Genomic DNA, 22,648 nt, shown 5'->3' on the forward strand with positions numbered 1-22,648 from the left:
TCTCCATCGCTTTACATATAAATTAAGGGTGTTTATTCTTTTTCAGGTTTGATCCTTTCGAAGATCAGTTTACCTGCTCCGGCATTCTCAGATATGGGTTGTAAAACCATCCTATCCTTATCCAGTTCTACGATTTCAGCCTTTTTGGTTTGATCTTCTTCATGGATGGTAATGATATTTCCATTCGCTAGATCAATCTTAGCCGTTTTCATAACTATTGTTTGATTTACAAAATCTGTGTATTCAAGAGTATCTCCTGATTTAAACTTGTAAACGGTATTTTCCAGTCTGAATTTAATTCTTGCCTCCACTCCACTTCTGAACTCTGGGCCTCTGCTCTGATATTCAGCTGAGGATTTTACTCGCTCAATTCCATCAAAATAGACTAGCTGCCAATCACCTACTAACTGTTGATATTCGAATTGGCTGGTGCTTAGGGCAAGCCAAAGAATGAAAGTGCTAAGGATAGAAATTTTCATATCTGCAAAGCGGCAATTTCTTTGCCAAAAATCTAACCTTCCAAAAAAACAAGAATCAATACCCTGATTTTCAGTAGATTAATTGAAAAAAGCTATCCAGATACCACAGGAACTGATAAAAAAGGAATCCATTCTGTGGCATTATTCTCTGCATAATCTGCTAGAAAATATGAAAGTGAAGGCTTAAAAGGTTTGACCCTCAGACTCATTCCAGCTAGTTCAGGGGTCTTATCCCCTTTTTTCACATTGCATCTATGGCATGCAGTCGCAAGGTTCGTCCAAGTGCTTCGACCACCTTTAGAACTTGGAATTACATGGTCTATAGTCAGCTGCTTGGTACTGCCACAATAAAGACACTCATGTTTGTCCCTTCGGAAGATATTGGCTCGATTGAGCATTACTCCTTTATAGGGAATATTTTTATATTCATTCAGACGGATTACAGCTGGATAATCAAAGCTTTTGCTTACAGTGCGGATTTGAAGGTATTCGTAGGTTTTCAAACAATTGGCTTTTTGCATCAAGCAAAGGACAATAGCCTTCTGGACTGTGACAACTGACACAGGTGAATGATCCAAATTCAAAACCAAAACCCTCTTATTCATATCACTCTAAAATCGACCTTGTTTCACAAACCGCCTCTTCTGCGTAATTGTTCGTCGCCTGCCTCTCCCAATCAAAGGTATCAGTCACCTTCACTTTATTATCCATCCAAAGCACTTGCTCGGCGCCAAGATAAAGAGCAAGTCCAAGGGGATTACTGGAAGTATCAAGAAGGCTGAGAAAATCACCTGGCATAACTTCTTCCTCTTCAATCAACTCCCCCATATGCTTACTCATTCTCAATTTATATCCGGAAATAGAAAAGACAAGTGGGAAAAACCATCGATGATCCATTCCAAAGATACTTCGTCCACCAGACTGAAAAGGAGTATTCAAAAATTTCAGGGCCACTTCAATCAATTCTTCTCTAGTAGCACGCTGTCTATGACTCCTGACTGAGCCGGTAAAACCAACATGATCTTTCCAATTAAAAAGCTCTATCTCAGAGAAATGTAGACGACTTCCCGGCAAAAGGTATAGATTGGTTCCCTGATACTCAATCGCGGCAATAGGACTGTTTACCACCTGATAGTCCGCACCATTGAAGCGCTCATAGTCGTCCTTTGTGATCTCTTTCAAAGAGTCACTGGTGATCCAACCTGAAATCTCAGAATCCTCCTGATGAATTTTAAACCACTTTCGATCCGGAGTAAGCGCAGTAACCTGGTAGCATTCTCCAAAAAGCAGCTGAGCAAAAAGAAATGAATCGAAGGTCGGGGCTGAATATACGGGTAGAATGGAGAGCCTACAGATACCAAATGCGTCAATTAAGGGCCATTCTTTGAATTTCTCTCTTGGCATCTTTCTCTTTCAGGTCCTGTCTTTTGTCATGGAGTTTTTTTCCTCGACCCAGCGCTATTTCCATTTTTGCCAGCCCTCGGTCATTGATAAATATACGAACAGGAATCATTGTAAGCCCTTTTTCTGCCGACTTACTTTTCAATTTCTCTAACTCCTTTTTATTTAAAAGCAGTTTTCTGTCACGTACAGCCTCATGATTATAGGAGGCCGCCATACTGTAGGGTGCTATGTGCATTTGCCTGACAAAAAGTTCTCCCCGATGAAAAACACAAAAAGACTCGGCCAAAGAAACTTTATTCTCACGGATAGATTTGATCTCCGTCCCCTTTAAAACCATCCCGGCCACGTATTTATCAATAAACTCAAATTGATAGCTCGCCTTTCGGTTCTTAATGTTTACGATTGCCTCAAATTTCTTCTTTTTCCCCATCTTAAAGTTTCATTTTTGCGATCGGTGCAACATCCATTGTGCTGAATTCTCCCTGCAAATACTTGTAATGTGCAGCCATGGCTATCATACCGGCATTATCAGTACAGTATTCAAAGCTTGGCACAAAGAGTTTCCAACCATTTTTCCTTGCCATCCGTTCCAAAGTGCTTCTTAAACCACTGTTTGCAGAAACACCTCCAGCTATAGCCACACTTTTTATTTGATATTCTTCTAAAGCTTTCTCAAGCTTAATCATGAGCATTTTTATTAGACTATATTGGATGCTTGCGCAAAGGTCTTCTATATTCTCGTCAATGAACTTCGGGTTTTTCACCAATTCATCCCGCAGAAAATATAAAACTGCTGTCTTTATTCCGCTGAAAGAATAATCCAAACCCGGCATTCTGGTGATTGGAAATTTAAATGCCTTTGGATTTCCATTCTTTGCAAACTTATCAATCACTGGACCTCCCGGATAAGGCAGTCCAAGTAATTTGGCAGTCTTATCAAATGCTTCACCAACAGCATCATCTCTCGTCTCACCAATGACTTCCATATCCAGAAAATCCCGAACCAAGACCAACTGGGTGTGACCTCCACTTACCGTCAAACAAATGAAAGGAAAATCTGGCTTGGGATCCTCTATAAAATGAGCAAGAACATGTGCTTGCATATGGTTAATCTCAATCAAAGGCACTCCTAAACCGAAAGCAAAAGCCTTGGCAAAACTTACACCCACCAGCAACGAGCCCATGAGTCCTGGTCCTCGCGTAAAGGCTACTGCTGATATGTCTCTTTTATCAATGCCACTTGAAAAAATAGCCTCCTGAACCACAGGAACAAGGTTTTCCTGATGAGCACGAGAAGCCAATTCGGGAACAACACCCCCATATTTTTCGTGGACTGATTGTGTGGCCACGATATTATTAAGTACTTTGCCGTTTACTATTATGGACGCCGATGTCTCGTCACATGAGGACTCAATCGCTAGAATAGAAATATCTTTATTACCCATTGGAAAAGAACTCGAAAGTTACGGATTTTTTGTTGAAAGCCCTTCGAGTGCTCACTCGTGTAGTCTTTTTCCTTCTGCTATTCTTTATTCTTTTGGTCCTTGCTCTACAGCTTACCTCCGTTCAGAATTTTCTTATCGATAAAGTCACAAGCAGGCTAAATGCTTCAGGAAATTTTACCACTGAAATTGGTCATATCACCATTTCATGGTGGGACATGCTGAAAGTAGAGGATTTTCAAATTCTCGATCATCATGACAGTACCATGATAGGCGCGGAACTCGTTCATGTAGACTTTGACATTCTTTCTATTATACCTCCAGGAGATATAAATCTTGATCAAGTTCGGGTAGAGAAAGGGGCATTTCAAATAATTACTCACGAAGGAGATTCTTTATCAAACTTGGACCTTTGGACCACCGAATTATCTGAGCTTTTTGGTTCTGATTCAAGTTCTTCCGGAACAGGCTTTGGTATCGACCAAATAGAACTTCGGCAAATGAAGTTCTCACTCCTAAATTTCAATGAACCAGAGATAACAGAAGGCCTAAACTATAATCAACTTCGAGTTACTGAAATTACAGGAAATGCTGGCGACCTGCTGATAAAAAATGAAGAGATCAGTATTGACATAGATATTTTAACTGGTCGAAACCCTCAATCTGACCTTCAAATCCAAGAATTGAGTGGAAACCTAACCTTCAATCCAAATCTTCTTCGGTTAGAAAACACCATGTTGAAAACCCAAAATTCAGAGATTAAGGATTACCTGAGTTTTGAATTCGATTCCATTGGGTCATTTTCTAATTTTCTAGAAGAGGTAACTCTTGAAATCCATTTGGACCAAAGCACTCTGGCTCTTGCCGACATTCGGCTTTTTGTTCCAAGTTTAGCACAAAAGGATGATCGACTGATCCTCTCAGGTAATGTAAGAGGCACCATTTCCGACTTTGCTTCAGAAGACTTTCTTTTGGAGCTGGGTGAAAAGACAAAAGTAGGAGGATCATTTGAGCTTAAAGGATTACCCGATATCGATGAAACTTTCATTCGGCTTTCTCTAGAGAATTCAATTATAAATTCTAACGATTTAAAGGACTACTTAAATGATTCGCTTTTACTGACTGTAAGTAAATTCAGGCAGATTGAGCTGGACGCGGATTTTGCAGGCTACCTTCGACGATTTGATACCAATGGAGAATTAAAAACTTCGATTGGAGACATCTCTGGACGGGTTCGATATGATGCCACATCTGGGCAAACCCAAGTAGTCTCTAATGTTGAGGTCAATGGACTTAACCTTGGGGTTCTTACAGATAATCCAGAGCTCTTTCAACGAATAAGTTTAGATGGTCGAGTGGATTTGGAGGGAGATGAGGCCGAAAATTTAATCGTAGGAATGAATGCTAACATTTCGCAGTTCGGCTTCAATGGATATAACTTTTCGAACATTCAGACCAATGCGAATTATGGTTTGAATTTATTTGAGGGAAACATAGAAATTGATGACCCAAACTTAATTCTAAAAGCCGGAGGTACAGTAAATTTAGAAGAATCGGTGGATTCTATTCGGCTCGCAATTGAACTGGATTCAGTGGCATTGCAGGCAATAAATTTGACGGAAAAAGAAGCCTCGCTAAGTGGATTTATTGAATTGGATACTAAAGGAATCACTCTGGATGACCTGGAGGGTATAGGCCGGTTTCAAGGTCTGAAAGCAAGCTATGATGGTAGGTTTTTAGATATCGGAGACTTCTATTTTCAATCTCTCTTTGCAGGAGGTACCAGAACAATTTCCATCAATTCGGACTATCTGGTGGCCGGGGCTTCAGGTCAATTCAATCTGCAGCAGATGAGCGAAGATTTACCGGTTCTCTTTGACCAATACATTTCAATAATCTTAAATGAGGAACAACCCATTGCTGATTTAGAAAAGAATTTTTCCGACAACTACAGCGCTGATATCAATATCAACCTTTTAGATATCAACCCAATTATCCAGCTTTTTGAACCAAACCTAAAATTATCCCCAAACACGATAGTAGAAGGTGCTTTTTATCAAACACCAGAAAATACAGTCTTCAATATTTTCACGAGTATTGATGAATTGACCTATAACAACAACTCTGCGAAAGATATCAACATTGATTTCAATACCTCAAAAATCATTAACAGTGAGGATATTTTGGCATCATTTTACATTTACTCAAAGGAGCAATACCTAGGCGAAGCAGTTAATTTTTCCAATCTAGGCTTAGAAGCTATTTGGGACCAAAATCAAATAAATCTGGACTTTTCGCTGGATCAGGATTCTACTCAGAGCTCTGCCAGAATCAATGCTGCAGCCAGATTTTCGAGTGAGAACACCACCATCAATTTTCTACCCTCAAAACTCCAGGTTCTGAATCAAGACTGGTCTATAGATGATGAAAACGAAATAGTCATTAAGCCACAGGATATCGAAGTTACTAATCTCAAAATCGCCAATGGGGATCAATTTATCTCACTGGAGGGAAGAATAAGCGAAAATCCTGAGGATGAGTTGAATTTAGCTATTCAAAATGTAGATGTGTCCATTTTGAATACCTTGACGCCTCAGAATTTTGATGGAATCATGGATGGAGTAGTTACCCTAACTGATGGTTATGATGCCAGACTAGTCGAAGGGAATCTCGGTATTGAGGATCTCGAGATCAATGCTTTTCCCATAGGAAATGTGGTTGGCTCCACCCAAGTCGATAAGGATAGGATGTTGGTAAATCTCCAGAATGTAAGGGAAAACACTAAAACCTTTGACCTATCCGGCTCAATGGGCCTCGAGGAAAATGATTTGGAAATACAGGTGGAATTAGCGGGAACTAGCCTGGTGACACTAGAACCCTTCCTTTCTAAATATGTTTCTGAACTCAGTGGAACTGCTACAGGAAATATAGAGGTCTCTGGAACCCTTGATGCGCCAGTGGTAGTAGGAAGCACGGAGATCGAACAAGGTAAAATGAAAATAAACTATCTCCAGACCAACTATCAGTTAGACGGGGGAATAGTTTTTAGGCAAGGACAAATAAGTTTTCAGGAATTAGTAGTTCTGGATAGCTTTGGAAATGAAGCAGATTTTAAGGGTGGGATCAACCATGAAAACTTCAGTAACTTCTATCTGGATATAGACTCAAACCTTTCAAATTTCCAGGTACTAAACACCTCCTCTGACGATAATGAAACCTTTTACGGGGAGGCTTATGTGACAGGTACTTTGGAAATGGAAGGAAGTACAAACAACCTGGATATCACTGCACGAGCTAAATCAGAAGCAAATACCAAGATTTTTATTCCTTTAACCTCTGATGACTATCAGGTTCAGGAAGACTTCATCAATATTATCAACATTAGAGATACTGTCAGAATCAAGGAAATTGAGGAGGTAGAAGACCGACTTGATATACAAAATGTGAAAATGAATTTCATAATGGATATCACACCAGATGCCTTGGCAGAAATAATTATTGACCCTAGAACAAATGAAGGAATTCAAGGTCGAGGTCAGGGAGTTCTAACTTTAAATATCGATACCAGAGGGAATTTTGAACTAAGAGGAACTTACGAAATAGTAGAGGGCCTTTATAATTTCTCTCTATACAATGTGGTCAATAAGCAGTTCAATATAAGACCTGGAGGAAGAATCACTTGGTTTGGTGACCCCTATTCAGGAATTATGGATTTGACAGCTGAATATGTCGAAAATGTATCTCTACAGCCGATTCTGGCAACAGGAACAATCGATGATCAAAGCTCACAGAATAGCCGGAGGTACCCACTTAAGGTGACTATGGATCTGAGAGGAGAATTGCTTTCTCCGGACATCGAATTTGGTTTTGACTTTTCTGAATTCCCAAGTAGCGGGGATTTTCAGACAACGATTGCTGCGTTTCAAAACCGAATTGCCAATGATGAACAGGAGATGAACCGACAGGTTTTCTCAGTAATTCTCACTCGCTCGCTTTCACCAGAAGGTCAATTCAGCGGGGTTTCTACCATTTCCTCGAGCCTTGGCCAACTTCTTTCAGCTCAATTAAACAATTTCATCAGCCAGGTGGATCAAAATCTGGAGGTAGATGTAGATTTGAATAGCTTGGACGAAAATACTCTAGAGACTTTTCAGTTAAGCGTTGCGTACACCTTCTTGGATGGAAGACTGAGAGTTTCACGAGATGGAGGTTTCACAAATAACAATGGAGACGCAAGTGCCGCTTCGATTATCGGGGATTGGCAGGCAGAATACACTTTGACCGAAGACGGCATTTACAGAATCCGGATTTTCAATAAGAATAACTTTAACACTTTTACGTCACTTTCGCTTTCACAAAATGTGGCTACCTACGGAGTGGCTCTGTCACAAAACGTATCATTTAACTCCTTCTCAGAGCTGTTCAAAAAAATAACCAGGAAAAAAGATGAAGAGCTTTTGATCAATGATAATGATGATTTCTTGCGCTACAGGGATGATTACGATTGGAAACCAATCGATCTGGATAGGATTGATGAAAGATACGATTCCCTGCAAAGAGTGAAGAAAAACATTCCACCGGAAAGCGATAATTAAAAAAACAAAGCACCTTTGACATGACTTATAAAAAGAAAAACTACATGTCAAAAATCTCCTTTTTTTGGTTCCGCAGAGATCTTCGTACGGAAGACAACACAGGTCTATTTCATGGTTTACAGCAAAACCAAAATGTTCAGCCTATTTTCATTTTCGACCGGAATATTTTGGACAAACTTGAAGATAAAGATGATGCACGAGTGAGTTTTATACACTCTTGTATTTCTAATTTAAAGAAGGAATTTCAAGACCAAGGAGGAGACCTATGGGTTCTATATGGACGCCCCGAAGAAATTTATAAAAAGCTGATCTCTGAATATGATGTGGATACGGTTTTCACTAACCGGGACTACGAACCCTATGCGAAGGAAAGGGATCAGAAAATTGATAAGCTTCTGGATGAAAAAGGAGTAAATTTTCTCCAGTTTAAGGATCAATTGATTTTTGAGCCTGACGAAATTGTAAATGGTTCAGGGGAATTTTATAAAGTGTATACCCCTTTCAGTCGACAATGGAAAGCCAAATTTGACGAGCTAAAGTTTGACTCTCAGCATGATCTGAACTTCAAAAATCTCAGGAAAACTGATTCTCCGGAGAAAATGATTGAACTGGAAGAAATGGGCTTTGAGCCCTCAAAAATTGAGATTCCCTCCTTAAAAACATCCGACGAGCGTATCAGTAAATATGATAAAACCAGGAATTTCCCTGCGATCAATGGTACCACTCGCTTAGGAATTCATTTGCGATTTGGAACTATTTCAATCAGAAATTTAGCGCAAAGGGCAAAGGAATTGAATGAAACTTATCTGAATGAATTAATCTGGAGAGAATTCTATATGATGATTTTGGCAAAGAATCCTCAGGTAGTTGATAAAGCTTTTAAACCGGCTTATGATCAGATTCCCTGGAGAAATGATGAAGCTCAATTCGAAGCCTGGTGTGAGGGAAAAACAGGTTATCCAATTGTGGATGCCGGGATGCGAGAACTCAATGAGACCGGATACATGCATAATCGGGTGAGAATGGTTGTGGCTTCCTTTCTCACCAAACATCTCTTGATCGACTGGAGGTGGGGAGAAGCATATTTTGCCAGGAAGCTGCTGGATTATGAATTGGCCTCAAATAATGGTGGATGGCAATGGGCAGCTGGAACAGGTACAGATGCTCAGCCATATTTCCGAGTCTTTAACCCTACCTCCCAAATGGAGAAATTTGACAAGGATTTGAAGTACGTTAAAAAATGGGTTCCTGAATATGGCACCGATGACTATCCGGAACCCATTGTAGATCATAAATTTGCCCGACAAAGAGCTATAGATACATATAAAGAAGCTTTAGATAGATGAAAATAGGTGACAAGGTCAGGATGCTTCATGGGAATGAAGAAGGTACCATCAGAAAAGTCTCTGGCAGCAGGGTAGAAATTGAGATCGAAGACGGCTTCTTGATTCCTGCCATGAAAAATGAGCTCGTGGTTATTCATTCTTCCGAAAAGACTTTTTTTGAAGAATCGACTAAAACCGTCCCAGAGAATAATGAGGAATCGAACCAGGATTCTGATCAAGCTCCTTTGATTGCAATGATACCCCAGAATGATCAGGAGATGATATTACATCTGGTCAATCCTTCCCTAGGAAGTTTTTTGGTTCATGTTGAAGCTGAAAAAGAAGGTCTGGTGAAAACCCTTTTTGCAAATCAGCTTCCTAAAAAGCAGTGGGCTCAGCTTGATCGTTTCAAACTTAAGGACTTAAGCAGTTGGCCAATTTTGAATGTTCTTATTCTACCTATTCATGAGAGCTTCGAAAACAAGGGTCCCATTATATCCTCAACGCTCAAATTCAAAGCAAAAGTCTTTTCGAAATCTACTGTTGAAATCCCCCTCTTGAAGCAGAAAGGATACCTATTTGAGATTTTTAGAGAAGAGAAGGAACTGGATATCCATTCATTAAATGCTGAATTAAATGAATGGAACCCTACGGCCACCCAGCAAGTAAAACCACCCTCCTCCAGAGTTGATCTGCATATCGAGGAGTTGGTTGAGAAACCAGATGAACTTAGCAATTCTGAAATGCTAAGGATCCAGCTAGAAACTTTTGAGCAAAATCTTAACCAAGCAATTAGCTCGGGTTTAGATGAAATAACTTTCGTGCACGGCATTGGAAATGGGGTGCTGCGAAAAGAAATCCATAAGCGCTTGAGCGAAATAAAAAATATTAAGTACTTTAAGGATACACAGAAAGATCGCTGGGGTTATGGAGCCACACTGGTCAGAATATCTTAAGAATGCCGAGGAAAATCTCTCCAGTTTTCGACATTTTCGATTCACAACACTCTGAGTCAAAATTGATTTTTAATGACCTGATCAAGCATATGAAATCGAAAAAGTCGATTGAATTGCTTGGAAAGATGAGTTTTCTTGAATTGATATCAGAGCTAATGGTCAGTACCCACGAGCGGACCATTGACCCGGAAACAGACCCCTTTTCCCCTTTTCGGCCCCTGCATAAAAACCTCAAAAAGATTTATCATCATAAGCTGGTAGAGGCAGAACTATTAAAAAGGAAGAACGAAACAGGAAAGAAGTACACCAAATTCCAGAATAAGCTAGATGGGTACAAAAAAAGTCTATACAATTCTACCTATGAAATGATCGTAGGAAGTACCTATGGCCCCTGGGAAGGCTTCAAGGAAAAAATCCTGAAACTTAACCAAGGATTAAAACCGCTCATGATCAATACTGGAATCAACCGATTGATGCAGGAAGAACTTGAGAATTTTCATTTGGATCAAAGCGGAAATCTTGGCACCCAAAAATTAAAAGAAGTATATCAAGGGCTCAGGAGAATAATCATTCTGGAAAATCTACTTGTGCAGTTGGGATTCAATTCCATTTTCCCCTTAGAAACTCATGAGGAGATAAATGAGCTAAAAGACAAACTCAGAGCCTGGTATACAAATCATTTGACCCTTCAGGCACTTTCCTATTATTTAGGTGAAGTTGAGGCCCCATCCCAAAAATACATTGACTGGGTGAAAGATCTTCGAAGTGAAAAAAAAGACCTGTCACTCAATGCTGAGCAACAGGCCAAATCATTATTTGAGAAACTTCTGGTCTAATCAAATGAAGGACATTGCCTGAGCCAAATCATTTTTCAGATCTTCAGCATCTTCTACGCCCACACTCAGACGTATCAAAGAATCAACAAGTCCAACTTTTTCTCGCTCCTCTCTAGGAATACTGGCATGAGTCATCGACGCTGGATGGCCACATAGAGATTCTACTCCGCCAAGTGATTCGGCAAGAGAAAATAGCTTGAAATTCTCCATTACTTTTTTCGCATCCTCAAGTCTATTTCCGTGCAGAGTGAAAGAAATCATCCCCCCAAAATCTCTCATCTGTTTTTTAGCAATAGCATGATTAGGATGATCCTCAAAACCGGGCCAATACACCTTATCTACCTTGGGGTGATTTTTCAAATATGCCGCGATGGTTTTTCCGTTTTGAGAATGTCTTTCCATCCGCAAGTGTAAGGTCTTAATACCCCTTAATACAAGGAAACAATCCTGAGGTCCTGGTGTGGCCCCGCTGGCATTTTGAATGAACACCAGCTTTTCTGCAAGCTCATCATCATTCACAATCAAGGCGCCCATAACTACATCTGAATGCCCTCCAAGATATTTTGTCACTGAATGCATCACGATATCCGCTCCCAAATCCAATGGATTTTGCAAGTAAGGAGAGGCAAATGTATTATCCGCTGCTAGTAAAACTCCCGCCTTCTTTGCGACTTCTGACATCTTCCTCAAATCAATGATATTCATCATTGGATTAGTAGGGGTCTCCACCCAAATCAGCTTGGTATTTTGATTAATTTTCTCTTCTACCAGCTTTGGGTCATCCATTGGGACAAAATGAAACTTGATTCCATACTGCCCAAAAATCTTTGTAAAAAGCCGATATGTACCTCCATAAAGATCACTCGTACTGATGATTTCATCTCCGGGCTTAAACATTTTTACCACAGCATCGATTGCACCCAATCCTGAAGAAAAACAGATTCCATGTTTACCATTTTCAAGTGCTGCCAGATTATCCTGCAAGGCAGTTCTGGTAGGATTGTGTGTTCGGGAATATTCATATCCCTTATGATCTCCCGGTGACTTTTGCACATAGGTGGAAGTCTGGTAAATCGGGGTCATTATAGCCCCAGTGGATGGATCAGGCTCAATACCTGCATGAATGACTTTAGTGCCAAATTTCATAAATATCTTGTTTTCTTTAAGTCTTAAATCAGATGAAGAGTGACTTGTTTTCGGAAATCGTGATTTTCTTAGATAGGGTTCATTCCGAATGCTATGGGCGCATAAAGATGATAAAAATGATGGTTAATTTCAATTTGCCATAAAGGAATGATTGGTGGTTATCTGAGTAAGTACATTTTTCCATAGCCCTTACTAAACCCTCGGTCTCCTGCGGTGGGTCTATGCTCAAAGAATTGTCCGTTTTTCCTGACCAAAACCCTATAAATATAAACTCCATTCGCTAGCTGATCACCGAATTCATCTTTGCCGTCCCAGGCAAAATCCGTGATATTATTTCCAATTCTTATCGGGCCCAATTCATCCTGTAAAATTTCTCTTACCACTCTTCCCGTAATGGTCATAATTTGGATTTTGATTTCATCAGGAATCTCTGAGCCTGTCAGGGTGAAGACAAACCGAACGCTTGTACTAAATGGGTTAGGGTATGGGTAAAAATTGGTAATCTGCGATTCGTTTACCACTTCGAAAGTTATCTCGTATGGCTCACTAGAATCCTCATTGACTACCCTCAGGGTATATTCACCATCAGCAAGGGGTCCTGGCAAAAAGGAAACTTTGAAGTCATTATCCTCGCTAGCCGGCGTCCAAGACAAATTTGGGTTTGAGAAATTAATACGGTTGAAATTACATCCTTCACAATTCTCCCTGATGAAAAGCTCCATCCCCACCGTGTCAGTCTTAAAAAGGAGGCTTTCATCATTTTTTAATGCGGCCGTTATCAGCACATTTGGTGAAACCAAATCTCCATCCATGATGTAAATTCCATCAAAATTCACGTCAAGAATAGAAGAGGTATTATCTCCTTCTACAAAGAAATATTCACCCATGTCAATCTGATTATTTCTAAAGGTCTGTTCTCTTTGAATCCTAGGGTTAGCGAAAACTTCAAGAGTATTTGCTCCCACATTCTCCACGGAGTTAAAATCAATTCTAAAGGTGTGCCTCTCTCCTGCTTTAAGAGCAGGGATTTTAATGCTAGTCTGTTTTTCTTGTCCTGAGTTTACGTTCTCCAAAACATAATCGACCTGGATACTATCCAGAAAATCCTGAGAAGAAACATTACTGAAAGTAAACTCCAGACTTGCCTCCTCTCCTTCTCTGAGCTCCAATCTATCTCTGTCTGCATTCACGGTCAAAACTCCTTCGGGAACTCCTTCGTAATTGACCTGCCAGCGATCCAGCTGAGATGGCGCGGTGGACTCAGGGTCATTCATGAGATATTGTAATCTCAAGTACGGATATGACTCGGCGGAAATATCAGAAAGATCAATCTGCTCTTCAAAAAAGCCCATTCTTAGGCGATCTTCCACTCCATTGTCCTTCACTCCAAAAATCTCGAACTGGGTTGTATTTTCTTCATCTATCCATTCTCTTGCATTGACATTTTGGAAAAATCTCTCCCAATTTCTGGCGGGACCAATCCTCGGAGTCAAAATCCATCCATCGGTGAAGTACCCGGTTAAATCGGTTTCGAATGAAAGTACCTGCTCATTTACCGGAACCTCGAAGTCAGGATTTCCAACGATCTCTATCGCCTCTCCGGGGCTCATCCCTTTTCTTCCATAAAGAATATAAGGATCACCATTTTTCAGATTTCGAAGGGTGGCTTCATTAGCTCCAAACTCTCTCAGACTTTGAAAAGCTCTATCCGGCCAATCCCCGAAATTGACATCTCCCACAGAAAAAATTACTACGTAATCTCCTTCAGTTATGCCTCTCACATAATCCTGGAGAATCGTATTTGCCGGGTCAGTAATCCAGCCATTTCGAATACTCTGGATAATTTGAGGGACACGTCCACAAGCTCTTGCATCAAGGATATCAAAGCCCGGAATAGGAATACCAAGGTATGGGAAAAGTGTTTTTTGCTGAAAAGCAACCAATCCCAGGGATCCATTTGGACAAAGCCGACTATTGGCATTATTCACGTTGTCAAGGATCTGGGGAACCTCATCTAAAAAGAATTGGGTGTTTTGAAAACCAAGCGTATCCACACCACTGCCAAAAGTAAACACTTCAATTCCCAGTTCCTGATCCAAATAACTCCAATCTCCATCTTTGATGGAAATCTTCAAATTCTCCAATTGGTTTAAATCTAGTTGGGCAGCATCTCTTTGCGTCCAACCTCGCGGCGAATCTTTAATTACTGAAAAACTTGAATTCGTCCATACATCAGCTTCTCCCTCTCGAATCTCCTGAAATTTAGATCGCCAGTAATAGGTGACGCTATCCCTCTGATTTTCCAGGTTCAAATCCCACTCCGCCAGATCCTTCGTGGAAACTCTTATTTCTTTCCTGAACGAAGAGCTAAAGTCCGAAACACTATCCAGCTGAATGATTATAGTTCTTTCCGAAGTAGATTTCCCTGGAACCTGGGACACTAAAGTCACCTCAGTATTAGGTGAAATCCCAAAATCAGTAGGTGAAATATTAAGCGAACCACTCAGTGGAATGAATTCCGAAATGGTCACGGAGTTATTAGCGAAGGTAAGCTCATCCACACTCCTTTGGCTATTGATCTCAACCGTGAAAGTATTCTCTCCTGCGGAAATAAAACCCTGATTCGGAAGGGAAAACTGCAAGGTATCCGCTCGAGGAATAAAGGCTATTTCAACTGGATCATAAGTTAGGATTTGCCCGTCGGGCAAAGTTCTTCTCACTCGGAAATCCAAAGAATCCATATCCACCCTACCCAGATTTCGAGCCACAAAAGTGAAATTAATACTGTCGGACAGTGAGTTCACAGTCTCACCGTCAAAACCGCTAATTTCCACTTCTTCCTCAAGGATAGCATAATCAGCTTTTTCTGCGGGGAACATTCTGGCTCCTGGATCACCGAGCATCACCATTTGCTCCATGTGAGAATAGGTCAGTGGCGAAGTTCCGAAGGTCTCTATGAAAGATGTTTCAGCCTCCATTTTCACCTCGCCAACTGTTCTATAAATCAAGGAGCTATCCGCGAAAGCCTTTTGATAAAACTGATCAGAATACCGCCGTAGAATTACATCCACCCCGATGGACGAATTTGCCATGATATTTGAAGCTCCTTTTCTTGGCGTCATTACCCAGTCTTCCCCCTGAGTATAGCTATTAGCAAAGGCACTACCATAATCACATCCATTAAACAGCATCACGGGATATTTTCCGCGATTATCATAACCTAAAGTAGGATCTGAGACAAAACCAATATCTATATCGATAATAGTAGGTGAGCCATGACCAAAGAAGGTAACCAAAGATCTGCCCTCATTTAAATCTCCTGTTACATCGATCACTTCAATAACTGAATTCGACCGCTTTCGGTAAGTAGTGATATTCCCTCCTAAAAATGGACCTTGTGCAATAGATCCAAATCCGTTTAAGAAATTAAAGTAACGAGCAAGCTCAAACTCTGAAATGCCCCCACTTAGATGTGTGATTTCTTTTTGCCAAGGAGCCGAAATTCCAACCTGATCTTTTTCAATTGCCTTTTCCAAATAGCCCGCAAGTTCTTCTGAATTCCTTGCTGGAATTCTTCCCACAGCCATGGCAGGAACCAGTGGGTTTTCAGGGTCCAGACCCAATACATAAGAATTATCAGAAAAAGGGTAACCTCCTACAGGGATCAAGTCCTGAAATGGAAAAACGGATGGATTGTTTCTATAAAAATAGGTTATACCTCCACTACGCTGTGTAGAATAAATCGCCATAGACCTTCCAGCCAGTAGCATGTGGGTAGGTCGATGAATTGGATAATAATTTTCTAGAAAATTGAAAATACCAATGGATGATCTTTCTCCATAAGCAAACTGATCATATAATTCTTCTACTCGGACAGAAAGAACCTTGAAAGCTCCTCCTGCTTCAGAGGATCGGTGCTCAGCATAGGCCTGGATAGGATTGGAGAAAAGTGATGAGGCCTTTTCTAATTCCCGATTTCCTACTAAAATATAATCAGCTTGAATCCCAAGAAGATCCCTAAATATGACCTGTTCTGCCTGCTGGATTTCAGTCACACTGTTTTGGTTTTCAACCCATATCCTTCCCAACGCTTGATTAGTCTCAGTAGCGAAGGACATTGCGTCCCCTTCCTCAAAGGCATTCAAACGAATTGGATTATTTTCATCAGCTAGGTCAAGAGCTACATAATTTTCTTGAAGCCCCGTAAAGTTTATCTTGGACGAACCTTGATCTGTGACAAGTAATTCACTTTCGAAATCTCCCGATGTAATTCCTTTGGAATAGGTGAGTTTTGCATAGGAAACTGATATATTATCCACATCGTCAGGCCCATTCGGCTGAATAAGAATAACCAGATTCCCATCCTGATCAAAATCACTTGGTAACACCTCAAATTGAACTTGTGGAAATTCAAATCCTGAAAAAATTTCAGTCGATATCACCCTCTGACTGTTTGAATTAGGCCCAACTGAGATCCTTACATTATGTGAATTTCCGGATCGGCCCACCAAGCCTAGATCCAATCTGGCTGGATTATTTGCCACAGCACCTAATTCATTGAAATTCAATTCAAAGCTTTGACCCTTTCGAATCAAACCACTCATCCAGCCTTGGCCCAGATCATAAGAAGAGAGCCGGAAACCAAAATTATATCCAATACCAAGTGAATATTGATCCGAGAAAATCCTCAGTACCTCTGTCTCATAACTGAAAATATTGGGAAGGTTTGGACTTGGGGCATTTCTGATAGTCATCCTACGACCTGATCCATCCGGGATCAAAGTCAGGAAATAAGCGCTGGTATCTGTATGCGTATTAAAATAGGGATTTGGAATTTCGTCAGTTTTATACAGATCAAAATCTAAGGTCGCATCATTTCTTTTTCCGTAAAATTCGATAAAGTCTTGCTCATCAAATGACCCATCATTTTCACCGGAAACAAAAACTGCTACCTCTTCACCACGATAAAAAAGCTGAAGGCTTCTTGGATCCAGACCATTTAGGTTAAGACCTGCTTGCTCCAAAACTTCATAACCTATCCTATGAACTCCATCCTTACCCGTCTGAATTTTATAATAAGTCTGCCCGTAATTTATCCATGCGTTTTCCTGCGCAGAGGAGAAATGAATCTGCAGAAAAATAAGAGTAAGTATAAGTAATGACTTCTTCATTTCACCAGGCTGCAAATTTCTTAAAATCATTCTCTAGTTTTTCCAAGCTCACCCGAACGCTGAAAACATGAGAATAAGGTGTCTCAGATACATTACCTATATCACTTAGGGCATAATCCACTTGAAATCTATTACTGATCAAAACCCCCACCCCTGCACTTGGCTGAAAATTTAGGGATTCATTTCCTTGAAAATCCTTGATATACTGAAAGGTACTCACACCAGCCCTGAGAAAGGCGAGGTTTTGATAACCCAATTCTAATCCCACTCGCGGATCCATGCTAAATACGGAGGTACTAACCAGAGTATTCCTATTTCCATCAAAGGTGACCTCCAAATCCAAAGCAGTCAGTAAAGAAAATTGCTCGCCCAAACTCCATTGATATGTCAAGCTGGGAATAGCCCGAGGCAAAGTCAACTCCAGGTTATTCACTGGAATCTCATTGTTGGTTTGGGAAAAAACATCCCTTACAAGTTCTGCATTATGTGACCAAGCATTGAAAGTGGTGGTAATATCTCGCAGCATCAGCCCAAGTGTGAGCCTTTGCTTTGTATAGATGGCACCCAAGTCAAGCCCAAAGCCCCATGCCTTTGCAAATTTCCCTACGTTCCGGTGAACCACCTTTGCGTTAGCACCTACCTTGAATTTTTCATTAATATCCAAAGCATAACTAAGGAGCAAAGCATAATCAGCTGCATTAAAGAACTGGATATTATTGTAATTCAAGGCTCCATTGGCATCATAAAGAAATCTGGTGTCTGGTATATCATCGACCCCAAAACGGATCAGGGAAACTGCCACCTGGCTCTCTGATTTAATCGGAGTAGAAAAGCTGAGATAATCGTACTGTGCTACCCCACCGAAGTACTCGGAGTGCATCAGGCTAAACTCATATTTATGTTGTATAGCTGTGAGGGCCGCTGGATTCCAGTAAGAAGCTGTGACATCCCGAACGGCTGAAACCTGAGCACCTCCCATGGAAAGTGCTCTCGCACCCACCCCAATATTCAGAAATTCATTGGAATATTTGGGAGCAATGGTCTGTCCAAGGCATAATTGAATGCAGCCTAATAAAAGGAGGATAAGTATCCTATAAAATTTACTCCCAATCACTAATCGAAAATAAACTAAATTCTCATCCATTAAAAAGCCTATTGAATTTTATTGTAAAAAGTAAAGACTTGGTGTTCGCGAACGTACATAATAATGTCCAGTATTTAACATTTTTTGATTTGGCTGAAAGTCTTCAAAATCAATTTGAAAAAAATTGAAATTAATGGAAGTCCTACCCTACCCCCCATTAAAATCAAGATAGAGAGGGTTTTTATCTCAATTAGAGCTCACAAAGTTCTGACTTATACCTAGAATTAGGTATTACAAGGTAGCGTGTAAAAAACATGGTATCATTTTTCTTGAAAAGTAATGAGCAAGGATAGTTTTGCTCTAAAATTGAAAAATTAGTCAAACATGAACGTAGCGAATACACAAGTTCAAATGCGCAAGGGCCTCTTGGAGTTTTGTGTGCTGTACATCATTTCACGTGGCGAGGTTTATACCTCAGATTTGATTGATGAACTCACGGCATCCGAAATGATAGTGGTTGAAGGTACTTTATACCCTCTTCTCAACAGATTAAAATCTTCAGAGCTCGTGGAGTATAGATGGGTAGAATCGGAATCGGGACCACCACGGAAGTATTATTCCATCACCGAAGAAGGAAAGAAGTTTCTGGATACTCTTGCAGAGACCTGGAAATCATTAGTGCAGTCTACCACACAAATCACCTCAAAGAAATGAAAAAGACGATAAGCATAAATATTAGCGGGATACTTTTCCACATAGAGGAAGACGGATATGATACGCTCCGGAAATACCTGGAAGCGATAAACAAGCATTTTTCGTCTTATAAGGATAATCAGGAGATCATCTCTGATATAGAAAACCGTATTGCGGAAATTTTCCTTAGCAACCTCAAAAACAACAAGCAGGTCATCACCGCTGAAAATGTCGATAAACTCATCGAAAAGATGGGTACTATCGAGGATTTCTCAGTTGGGGAAGAAAGTATCACCGAAGAAAAGGATGAGTCCACAGGAAAGTCAAAAAGTGAAGACTACTATAAATATGTAGCTCCACCAGACGAGGAAAAAAGAGGTTATAAGAAGCTAGTCCGTCTGGAAAACAAAAAAATCCTAGGTGGTGTGTGCGCTGGCTTCGCAAAATACTTTGCGATCGATCCTCTTTGGACAAGGTTAATCGCTATCCTTTTGCTGTTTAGCGGAAACTTGAATTTCAACTTTAATCGATTCGATATTTTCCCATTTGATGATTTCAGATTCACTTTAGGACTGGGGTTTCTTGCAATAATCGCATACATCGTGCTTTGGATTATTCTTCCAGTTTCTTATGAAATAGACGAGGACAAGAATATCAAGAAGCTCTATCGAAACCCTGATGACAGAGTTCTAGGTGGGGTATCTTCTGGGATGGCCGCTTATTTTGGTGTGGATGTAATTTACATTCGGTTGGCTTTTGTGCTTCTCACCATCGCAGGAGGATCTGGATTCTTGATTTATCTAATTCTGTGGATTATCACACCGGTAGCCGCCTCTATCACCGAAAGGATCAAAATGAAAGGAGGAGAAATAACTTTAGATAATATTGACACAACTCTAAAGGAAAACCTCAACCCTACCCAGCCGAAGGAGACTTCCAGAATTAAAGAAATTCTACTGACCCCTTTCCGAGTAATAGGTCAGGTCATCGATGCCTTAGGAGAGGCTTTGGGCCCATTAGGAATATTTATCCTGAATGTATTCAGAGTGATTTTCGGACTAATTGTCTTTATGATTGGTTTGAGCATTACCATTGCTCCTCTTCTTTCGCTAGCCGTTTATTTCGGAGTTCTTCAAAGTCCCGATTATCAGGCCTTAATTGATAATTTCCCATTAGAACTCTTCTCTAACCTAGTTCCTATCTGGTTGGTGGTTGGAGCATCATTCTTACTGATCATCCCTGGGATAATCATCATTTTGCTCGGCATAAGCGTGCTTTCTAAGAAGAACATCATAGGAAGTAGGTTTGCTCTCGTAGCGCTTGGGTTATGGTTACTTTGCATAGGAATATGCGCATTCCAAATCCCACGCATAGTCGCTCAATTCAAATCTGAAAATTATTACAAAACCGAGGAAACAATTCCAGTTAGTAAAGGAACTTTGATTCTCAAAATGAATGAAATAGGAGACGAGGCTACATTTAATGGAGTAGGACTTAGAATCGTAGGCACGGCGGATAGTACGGTGACCCTGAAGAAGGAATTCTTCTCAAGGGGTCGAACCAAAGCTGAAGCCATGGATAATGCCAAATTGATGGATTACCAATACAACCTTATGGATTCGGTGATTACATTTGAAGAGGGCTTTGATATTACCTCACTTGATGTGTTCCGAGACCAGAGTCTGGACTTAATTCTTGAGATACCCTATGGCCAGCCTTTTATCATGGAACGCTCGATTCTTGATATCATAAGAAATACTATTTATCGAAATGGATATAGAACTTCAGACGTGAGCTATAGAAATGTGTGGGAGTTTAATGAAGATGGATTGATTTGTATTACGTGTGAAATTGAGGAAGAGGAGGAAGCCGAAGCCGAAGCGGAATCTGACGCGACCATTGATATTTCAGGCGAAGACGGAACCTCAGTAACCATAGAAATAGACAGTACTGGCGTCAAAGTAGATGGAGACGTGATCATCGAATCGGATAATTCAAAGGACAATTAATACTTAATACCACCAACTAAAAAAAGGGCATCACATGGATGCCCTTTTTTTGTATATTCTGAAAAGAATTACAAATGAACATTACGGCAAAATTTCTGGGAGGAGCAAAATCTGTAACTGGCTCTAAGTATTTAATTGACATTGGAGATTTTGAATTCCTAGTAGATTGTGGGCTATTTCAGGGTAGACGTCAACTTCGGGAAAGAAATTGGGAGAAGTTTCCAATGCCATTGCCTGAAATGGAGGCAGTGGTACTCACTCATGCTCACCTTGATCACATCGGGTATTTACCAAGACTGGTGAAACAAGGGTTCTCAGGTCCTATTTATGCGACAGAGTCTACCATTGAATTAGCCAAAATCCTTCTTTTAGATTCTGCCAAGTTACAGGAGGAAGAAGCGGAATATGCCAGAAAGAAAGGATATTCTAGGCATAAGAATCCAGAACCCCTGTATACTATAAAAGATGCCGAGAAGGTATTTCCGCTTTTTGTGGGAAAACCTTTCAATCAGAGTTTTGAAATCGATTCTCGTATTGAAGTGACTTTTTATTTTGCAGGCCATATTCTTGGAGCTGCTTCGGTTAAAATAGTAATTAAGGGAGATACTCAAACCAAGACTTTGGTCTTCAGTGGTGATCTGGGCAGGTATAAAGATCCGATTCTTTATCCTCCTACGGTTATTCCAAAAGCAGACATCATTTGGATTGAATCAACATATGGAGACAGGGTTTCACCTTCTGTGAAACCCCAAAAGGAGCTAGCCAGTCATATCAACCGGACATTTGAGGATGGCGGGGTGGTCATTATCCCCGCTTTTTCTGTGGGACGAACACAACTACTCCTCTACTATCTGTATCAATTAATGAAAACAGGGCAAATTCCAGAAGCACCCATATTTCTGGATTCTCCTATGGCCATTAATGCCACGGAAGTTTATGAGCAGTTTCATCAGGACCACCAACTAATTGCTGTGATAAATGAACGCGATCAGCATCCTTTTCAGCATAGAAATCTACACTTCACCCGCAGGGCTGAAGAATCCAGAAAATTAAATCAATATCAAAGTGGGGCTATCATCGTCTCTGCCAGTGGCATGGCTACTGGTGGTCGAATTTTGCATCATCTTCACAACCGACTAGGGTCAGATAAAAACGCGGTAATTTTCGTGGGCTTTCAGGCTGAGGGAACCAGAGGGAGGAGGTTAGTGGATGGAGAGCCTTACATCAACATTTTTGGTCAGGAGTTAGAAGTAAAAGCAAAAATCTATCAAATTCAAGGACTCTCCGCTCATGCCGACCAGGAGGAACTAATGGACTGGGCTGAAGAATTCACAGAAAAGCCTAAACTCGCATTCGTTGTTCATGGAGAAGAAAAAGGTGCTGAGGTTTTAGCAGAAAAGCTTAAAAATGAATTGGGGTGGAATACTGTCGTTCCAAATTACTTGGAATCATTTATGCTCTTTGAAAATATATGAGTAACAAAACCTTATATAAAAATGGACTATTAG

General features: G+C 40.5%; 15 protein-coding genes. 7 read left to right on the forward strand and 8 right to left on the reverse strand.

Annotation, left to right across the window (positions count from 1 at the left end; all coding sequences use genetic code 11):
• Positions 1 to 32: 32 nt before the first annotated feature.
• The 5 genes from QVH07_RS01930 to tsaD form a co-directional block, all read right to left on the reverse strand.
• The gene (locus QVH07_RS01930) at positions 33 to 479 is read right to left on the reverse strand and encodes a hypothetical protein (protein ID WP_289998441.1); all 447 of its coding nucleotides are present in this window, start codon (positions 477 to 479) and stop codon (positions 33 to 35) included.
• A gap of 92 nt (positions 480 to 571) precedes the next feature.
• Positions 572 to 1,084, reverse strand: a complete 513-nt coding sequence (locus tag QVH07_RS01935; RefSeq protein ID WP_289998442.1) for an HNH endonuclease — start codon at positions 1,082 to 1,084, stop codon at positions 572 to 574.
• Between the two features lies 1 nt (position 1,085).
• The gene (locus tag QVH07_RS01940; RefSeq protein ID WP_289998443.1) at positions 1,086 to 1,883 is read right to left on the reverse strand and encodes an NlpC/P60 family protein; all 798 of its coding nucleotides are present in this window, start codon (positions 1,881 to 1,883) and stop codon (positions 1,086 to 1,088) included.
• Positions 1,846 to 2,313, reverse strand: coding sequence for an SsrA-binding protein (gene smpB / locus QVH07_RS01945; protein ID WP_289998444.1), 468 nt, complete (start codon positions 2,311 to 2,313; stop codon positions 1,846 to 1,848). The genes QVH07_RS01940 and smpB overlap by 38 nt, the downstream gene beginning before the upstream one ends.
• A 1-nt stretch (position 2,314) precedes the next feature.
• Positions 2,315 to 3,328: a tRNA (adenosine(37)-N6)-threonylcarbamoyltransferase complex transferase subunit TsaD gene (gene tsaD, locus QVH07_RS01950; RefSeq protein WP_289998445.1), complete on the reverse strand. Its 1,014-nt coding sequence runs from the start codon at positions 3,326 to 3,328 to the stop codon at positions 2,315 to 2,317.
• Between the two features lie 29 nt (positions 3,329 to 3,357).
• On the opposite strand from tsaD, the gene QVH07_RS01955 reads away from it, so the two are divergent.
• From QVH07_RS01955 to QVH07_RS01970, 4 genes are read left to right on the forward strand one after another with little or no spacing between them, the layout of a single operon-like run.
• Positions 3,358 to 7,920, forward strand: coding sequence for a translocation/assembly module TamB domain-containing protein (locus QVH07_RS01955; protein ID WP_289998446.1), 4,563 nt, complete (start codon positions 3,358 to 3,360; stop codon positions 7,918 to 7,920).
• 44 nt (positions 7,921 to 7,964) lie between these two features.
• Positions 7,965 to 9,266: a cryptochrome/photolyase family protein gene (locus tag QVH07_RS01960; RefSeq protein WP_289998447.1), complete on the forward strand. Its 1,302-nt coding sequence runs from the start codon at positions 7,965 to 7,967 to the stop codon at positions 9,264 to 9,266.
• Complete coding sequence (locus QVH07_RS01965; protein ID WP_289998448.1) at positions 9,263 to 10,201, forward strand: DUF8465 domain-containing protein; 939 nt, start codon at positions 9,263 to 9,265, stop codon at positions 10,199 to 10,201. The genes QVH07_RS01960 and QVH07_RS01965 overlap by 4 nt, the downstream gene beginning before the upstream one ends.
• A 2-nt stretch (positions 10,202 to 10,203) precedes the next feature.
• Entirely contained in the window at positions 10,204 to 11,037 is an 834-nt protein-coding gene (locus QVH07_RS01970; RefSeq protein ID WP_289998449.1) for a hypothetical protein, read from the forward strand.
• Here the strand turns inward: QVH07_RS01970 and QVH07_RS01975 are convergent, their stop codons facing one another.
• From QVH07_RS01975 to QVH07_RS01985, 3 genes are all read right to left on the reverse strand, one after another.
• Positions 11,038 to 12,189, reverse strand: a complete 1,152-nt coding sequence (locus QVH07_RS01975; protein ID WP_289998703.1) for a cystathionine gamma-synthase — start codon at positions 12,187 to 12,189, stop codon at positions 11,038 to 11,040. It abuts the gene before it with no gap.
• A gap of 152 nt (positions 12,190 to 12,341) precedes the next feature.
• Positions 12,342 to 17,354, reverse strand: coding sequence for a putative type IX secretion system sortase PorU2 (gene porU2, locus QVH07_RS01980; protein ID WP_289998450.1), 5,013 nt, complete (start codon positions 17,352 to 17,354; stop codon positions 12,342 to 12,344).
• A gap of 1 nt (position 17,355) precedes the next feature.
• Positions 17,356 to 18,498: a putative type IX sorting system protein PorV2 gene (locus QVH07_RS01985; protein WP_289998451.1), complete on the reverse strand. Its 1,143-nt coding sequence runs from the start codon at positions 18,496 to 18,498 to the stop codon at positions 17,356 to 17,358.
• 324 nt (positions 18,499 to 18,822) lie between these two features.
• Here QVH07_RS01985 and QVH07_RS01990 point away from each other — a divergent pair, with 324 nt between their 5' ends.
• The 3 genes from QVH07_RS01990 (at position 18,823) to QVH07_RS02000 (ending at position 22,615) form a co-directional block, all read left to right on the forward strand.
• Positions 18,823 to 19,152, forward strand: a complete 330-nt coding sequence (locus QVH07_RS01990) for a PadR family transcriptional regulator (RefSeq protein ID WP_289998452.1) — start codon at positions 18,823 to 18,825, stop codon at positions 19,150 to 19,152.
• On the forward strand, positions 19,149 to 21,140 hold the full coding sequence (locus QVH07_RS01995; protein WP_289998453.1) for a PspC domain-containing protein: 1,992 nt from the start codon (positions 19,149 to 19,151) through the stop codon (positions 21,138 to 21,140). The genes QVH07_RS01990 and QVH07_RS01995 overlap by 4 nt, the downstream gene beginning before the upstream one ends.
• Positions 21,141 to 21,214: 74 nt before the next feature.
• On the forward strand, positions 21,215 to 22,615 hold the full coding sequence (locus QVH07_RS02000) for an MBL fold metallo-hydrolase RNA specificity domain-containing protein (protein ID WP_289998454.1): 1,401 nt from the start codon (positions 21,215 to 21,217) through the stop codon (positions 22,613 to 22,615).
• Positions 22,616 to 22,648: the final 33 nt, after the last annotated feature.

Source organism: Algoriphagus sediminis, assembly GCF_030403435.1.
In the GTDB taxonomy this organism is placed as follows: domain Bacteria; phylum Bacteroidota; class Bacteroidia; order Cytophagales; family Cyclobacteriaceae; genus Algoriphagus; species Algoriphagus sediminis.

What these genes read in the sequence shown, in the direction of transcription:
- QVH07_RS01930 (WP_289998441.1), bottom strand. Translation starts at nt 479, where the DNA reads ATGAAAATTTCTATCCTTAGCACTTTCATTCTTTGGCTTGCCCTAAGC.
- QVH07_RS01935 (WP_289998442.1), bottom strand. Translation starts at nt 1,084, where the DNA reads ATGAATAAGAGGGTTTTGGTTTTGAATTTGGATCATTCACCTGTGTCA.
- QVH07_RS01940 (WP_289998443.1), bottom strand. Translation starts at nt 1,883, where the DNA reads ATGCCAAGAGAGAAATTCAAAGAATGGCCCTTAATTGACGCATTTGGT.
- smpB (WP_289998444.1), bottom strand. Translation starts at nt 2,313, where the DNA reads ATGGGGAAAAAGAAGAAATTTGAGGCAATCGTAAACATTAAGAACCGA.
- tsaD (WP_289998445.1), bottom strand. Translation starts at nt 3,328, where the DNA reads ATGGGTAATAAAGATATTTCTATTCTAGCGATTGAGTCCTCATGTGAC.
- QVH07_RS01960 (WP_289998447.1), top strand. Translation starts at nt 7,965, where the DNA reads ATGTCAAAAATCTCCTTTTTTTGGTTCCGCAGAGATCTTCGTACGGAA.
- QVH07_RS01965 (WP_289998448.1), top strand. Translation starts at nt 9,263, where the DNA reads ATGAAAATAGGTGACAAGGTCAGGATGCTTCATGGGAATGAAGAAGGT.
- QVH07_RS01970 (WP_289998449.1), top strand. Translation starts at nt 10,204, where the DNA reads ATGCCGAGGAAAATCTCTCCAGTTTTCGACATTTTCGATTCACAACAC.
- porU2 (WP_289998450.1), bottom strand. Translation starts at nt 17,354, where the DNA reads ATGAAGAAGTCATTACTTATACTTACTCTTATTTTTCTGCAGATTCAT.
- QVH07_RS01985 (WP_289998451.1), bottom strand. Translation starts at nt 18,498, where the DNA reads ATGGATGAGAATTTAGTTTATTTTCGATTAGTGATTGGGAGTAAATTT.
- QVH07_RS01990 (WP_289998452.1), top strand. Translation starts at nt 18,823, where the DNA reads ATGAACGTAGCGAATACACAAGTTCAAATGCGCAAGGGCCTCTTGGAG.
- QVH07_RS01995 (WP_289998453.1), top strand. Translation starts at nt 19,149, where the DNA reads ATGAAAAAGACGATAAGCATAAATATTAGCGGGATACTTTTCCACATA.
- QVH07_RS02000 (WP_289998454.1), top strand. Translation starts at nt 21,215, where the DNA reads ATGAACATTACGGCAAAATTTCTGGGAGGAGCAAAATCTGTAACTGGC.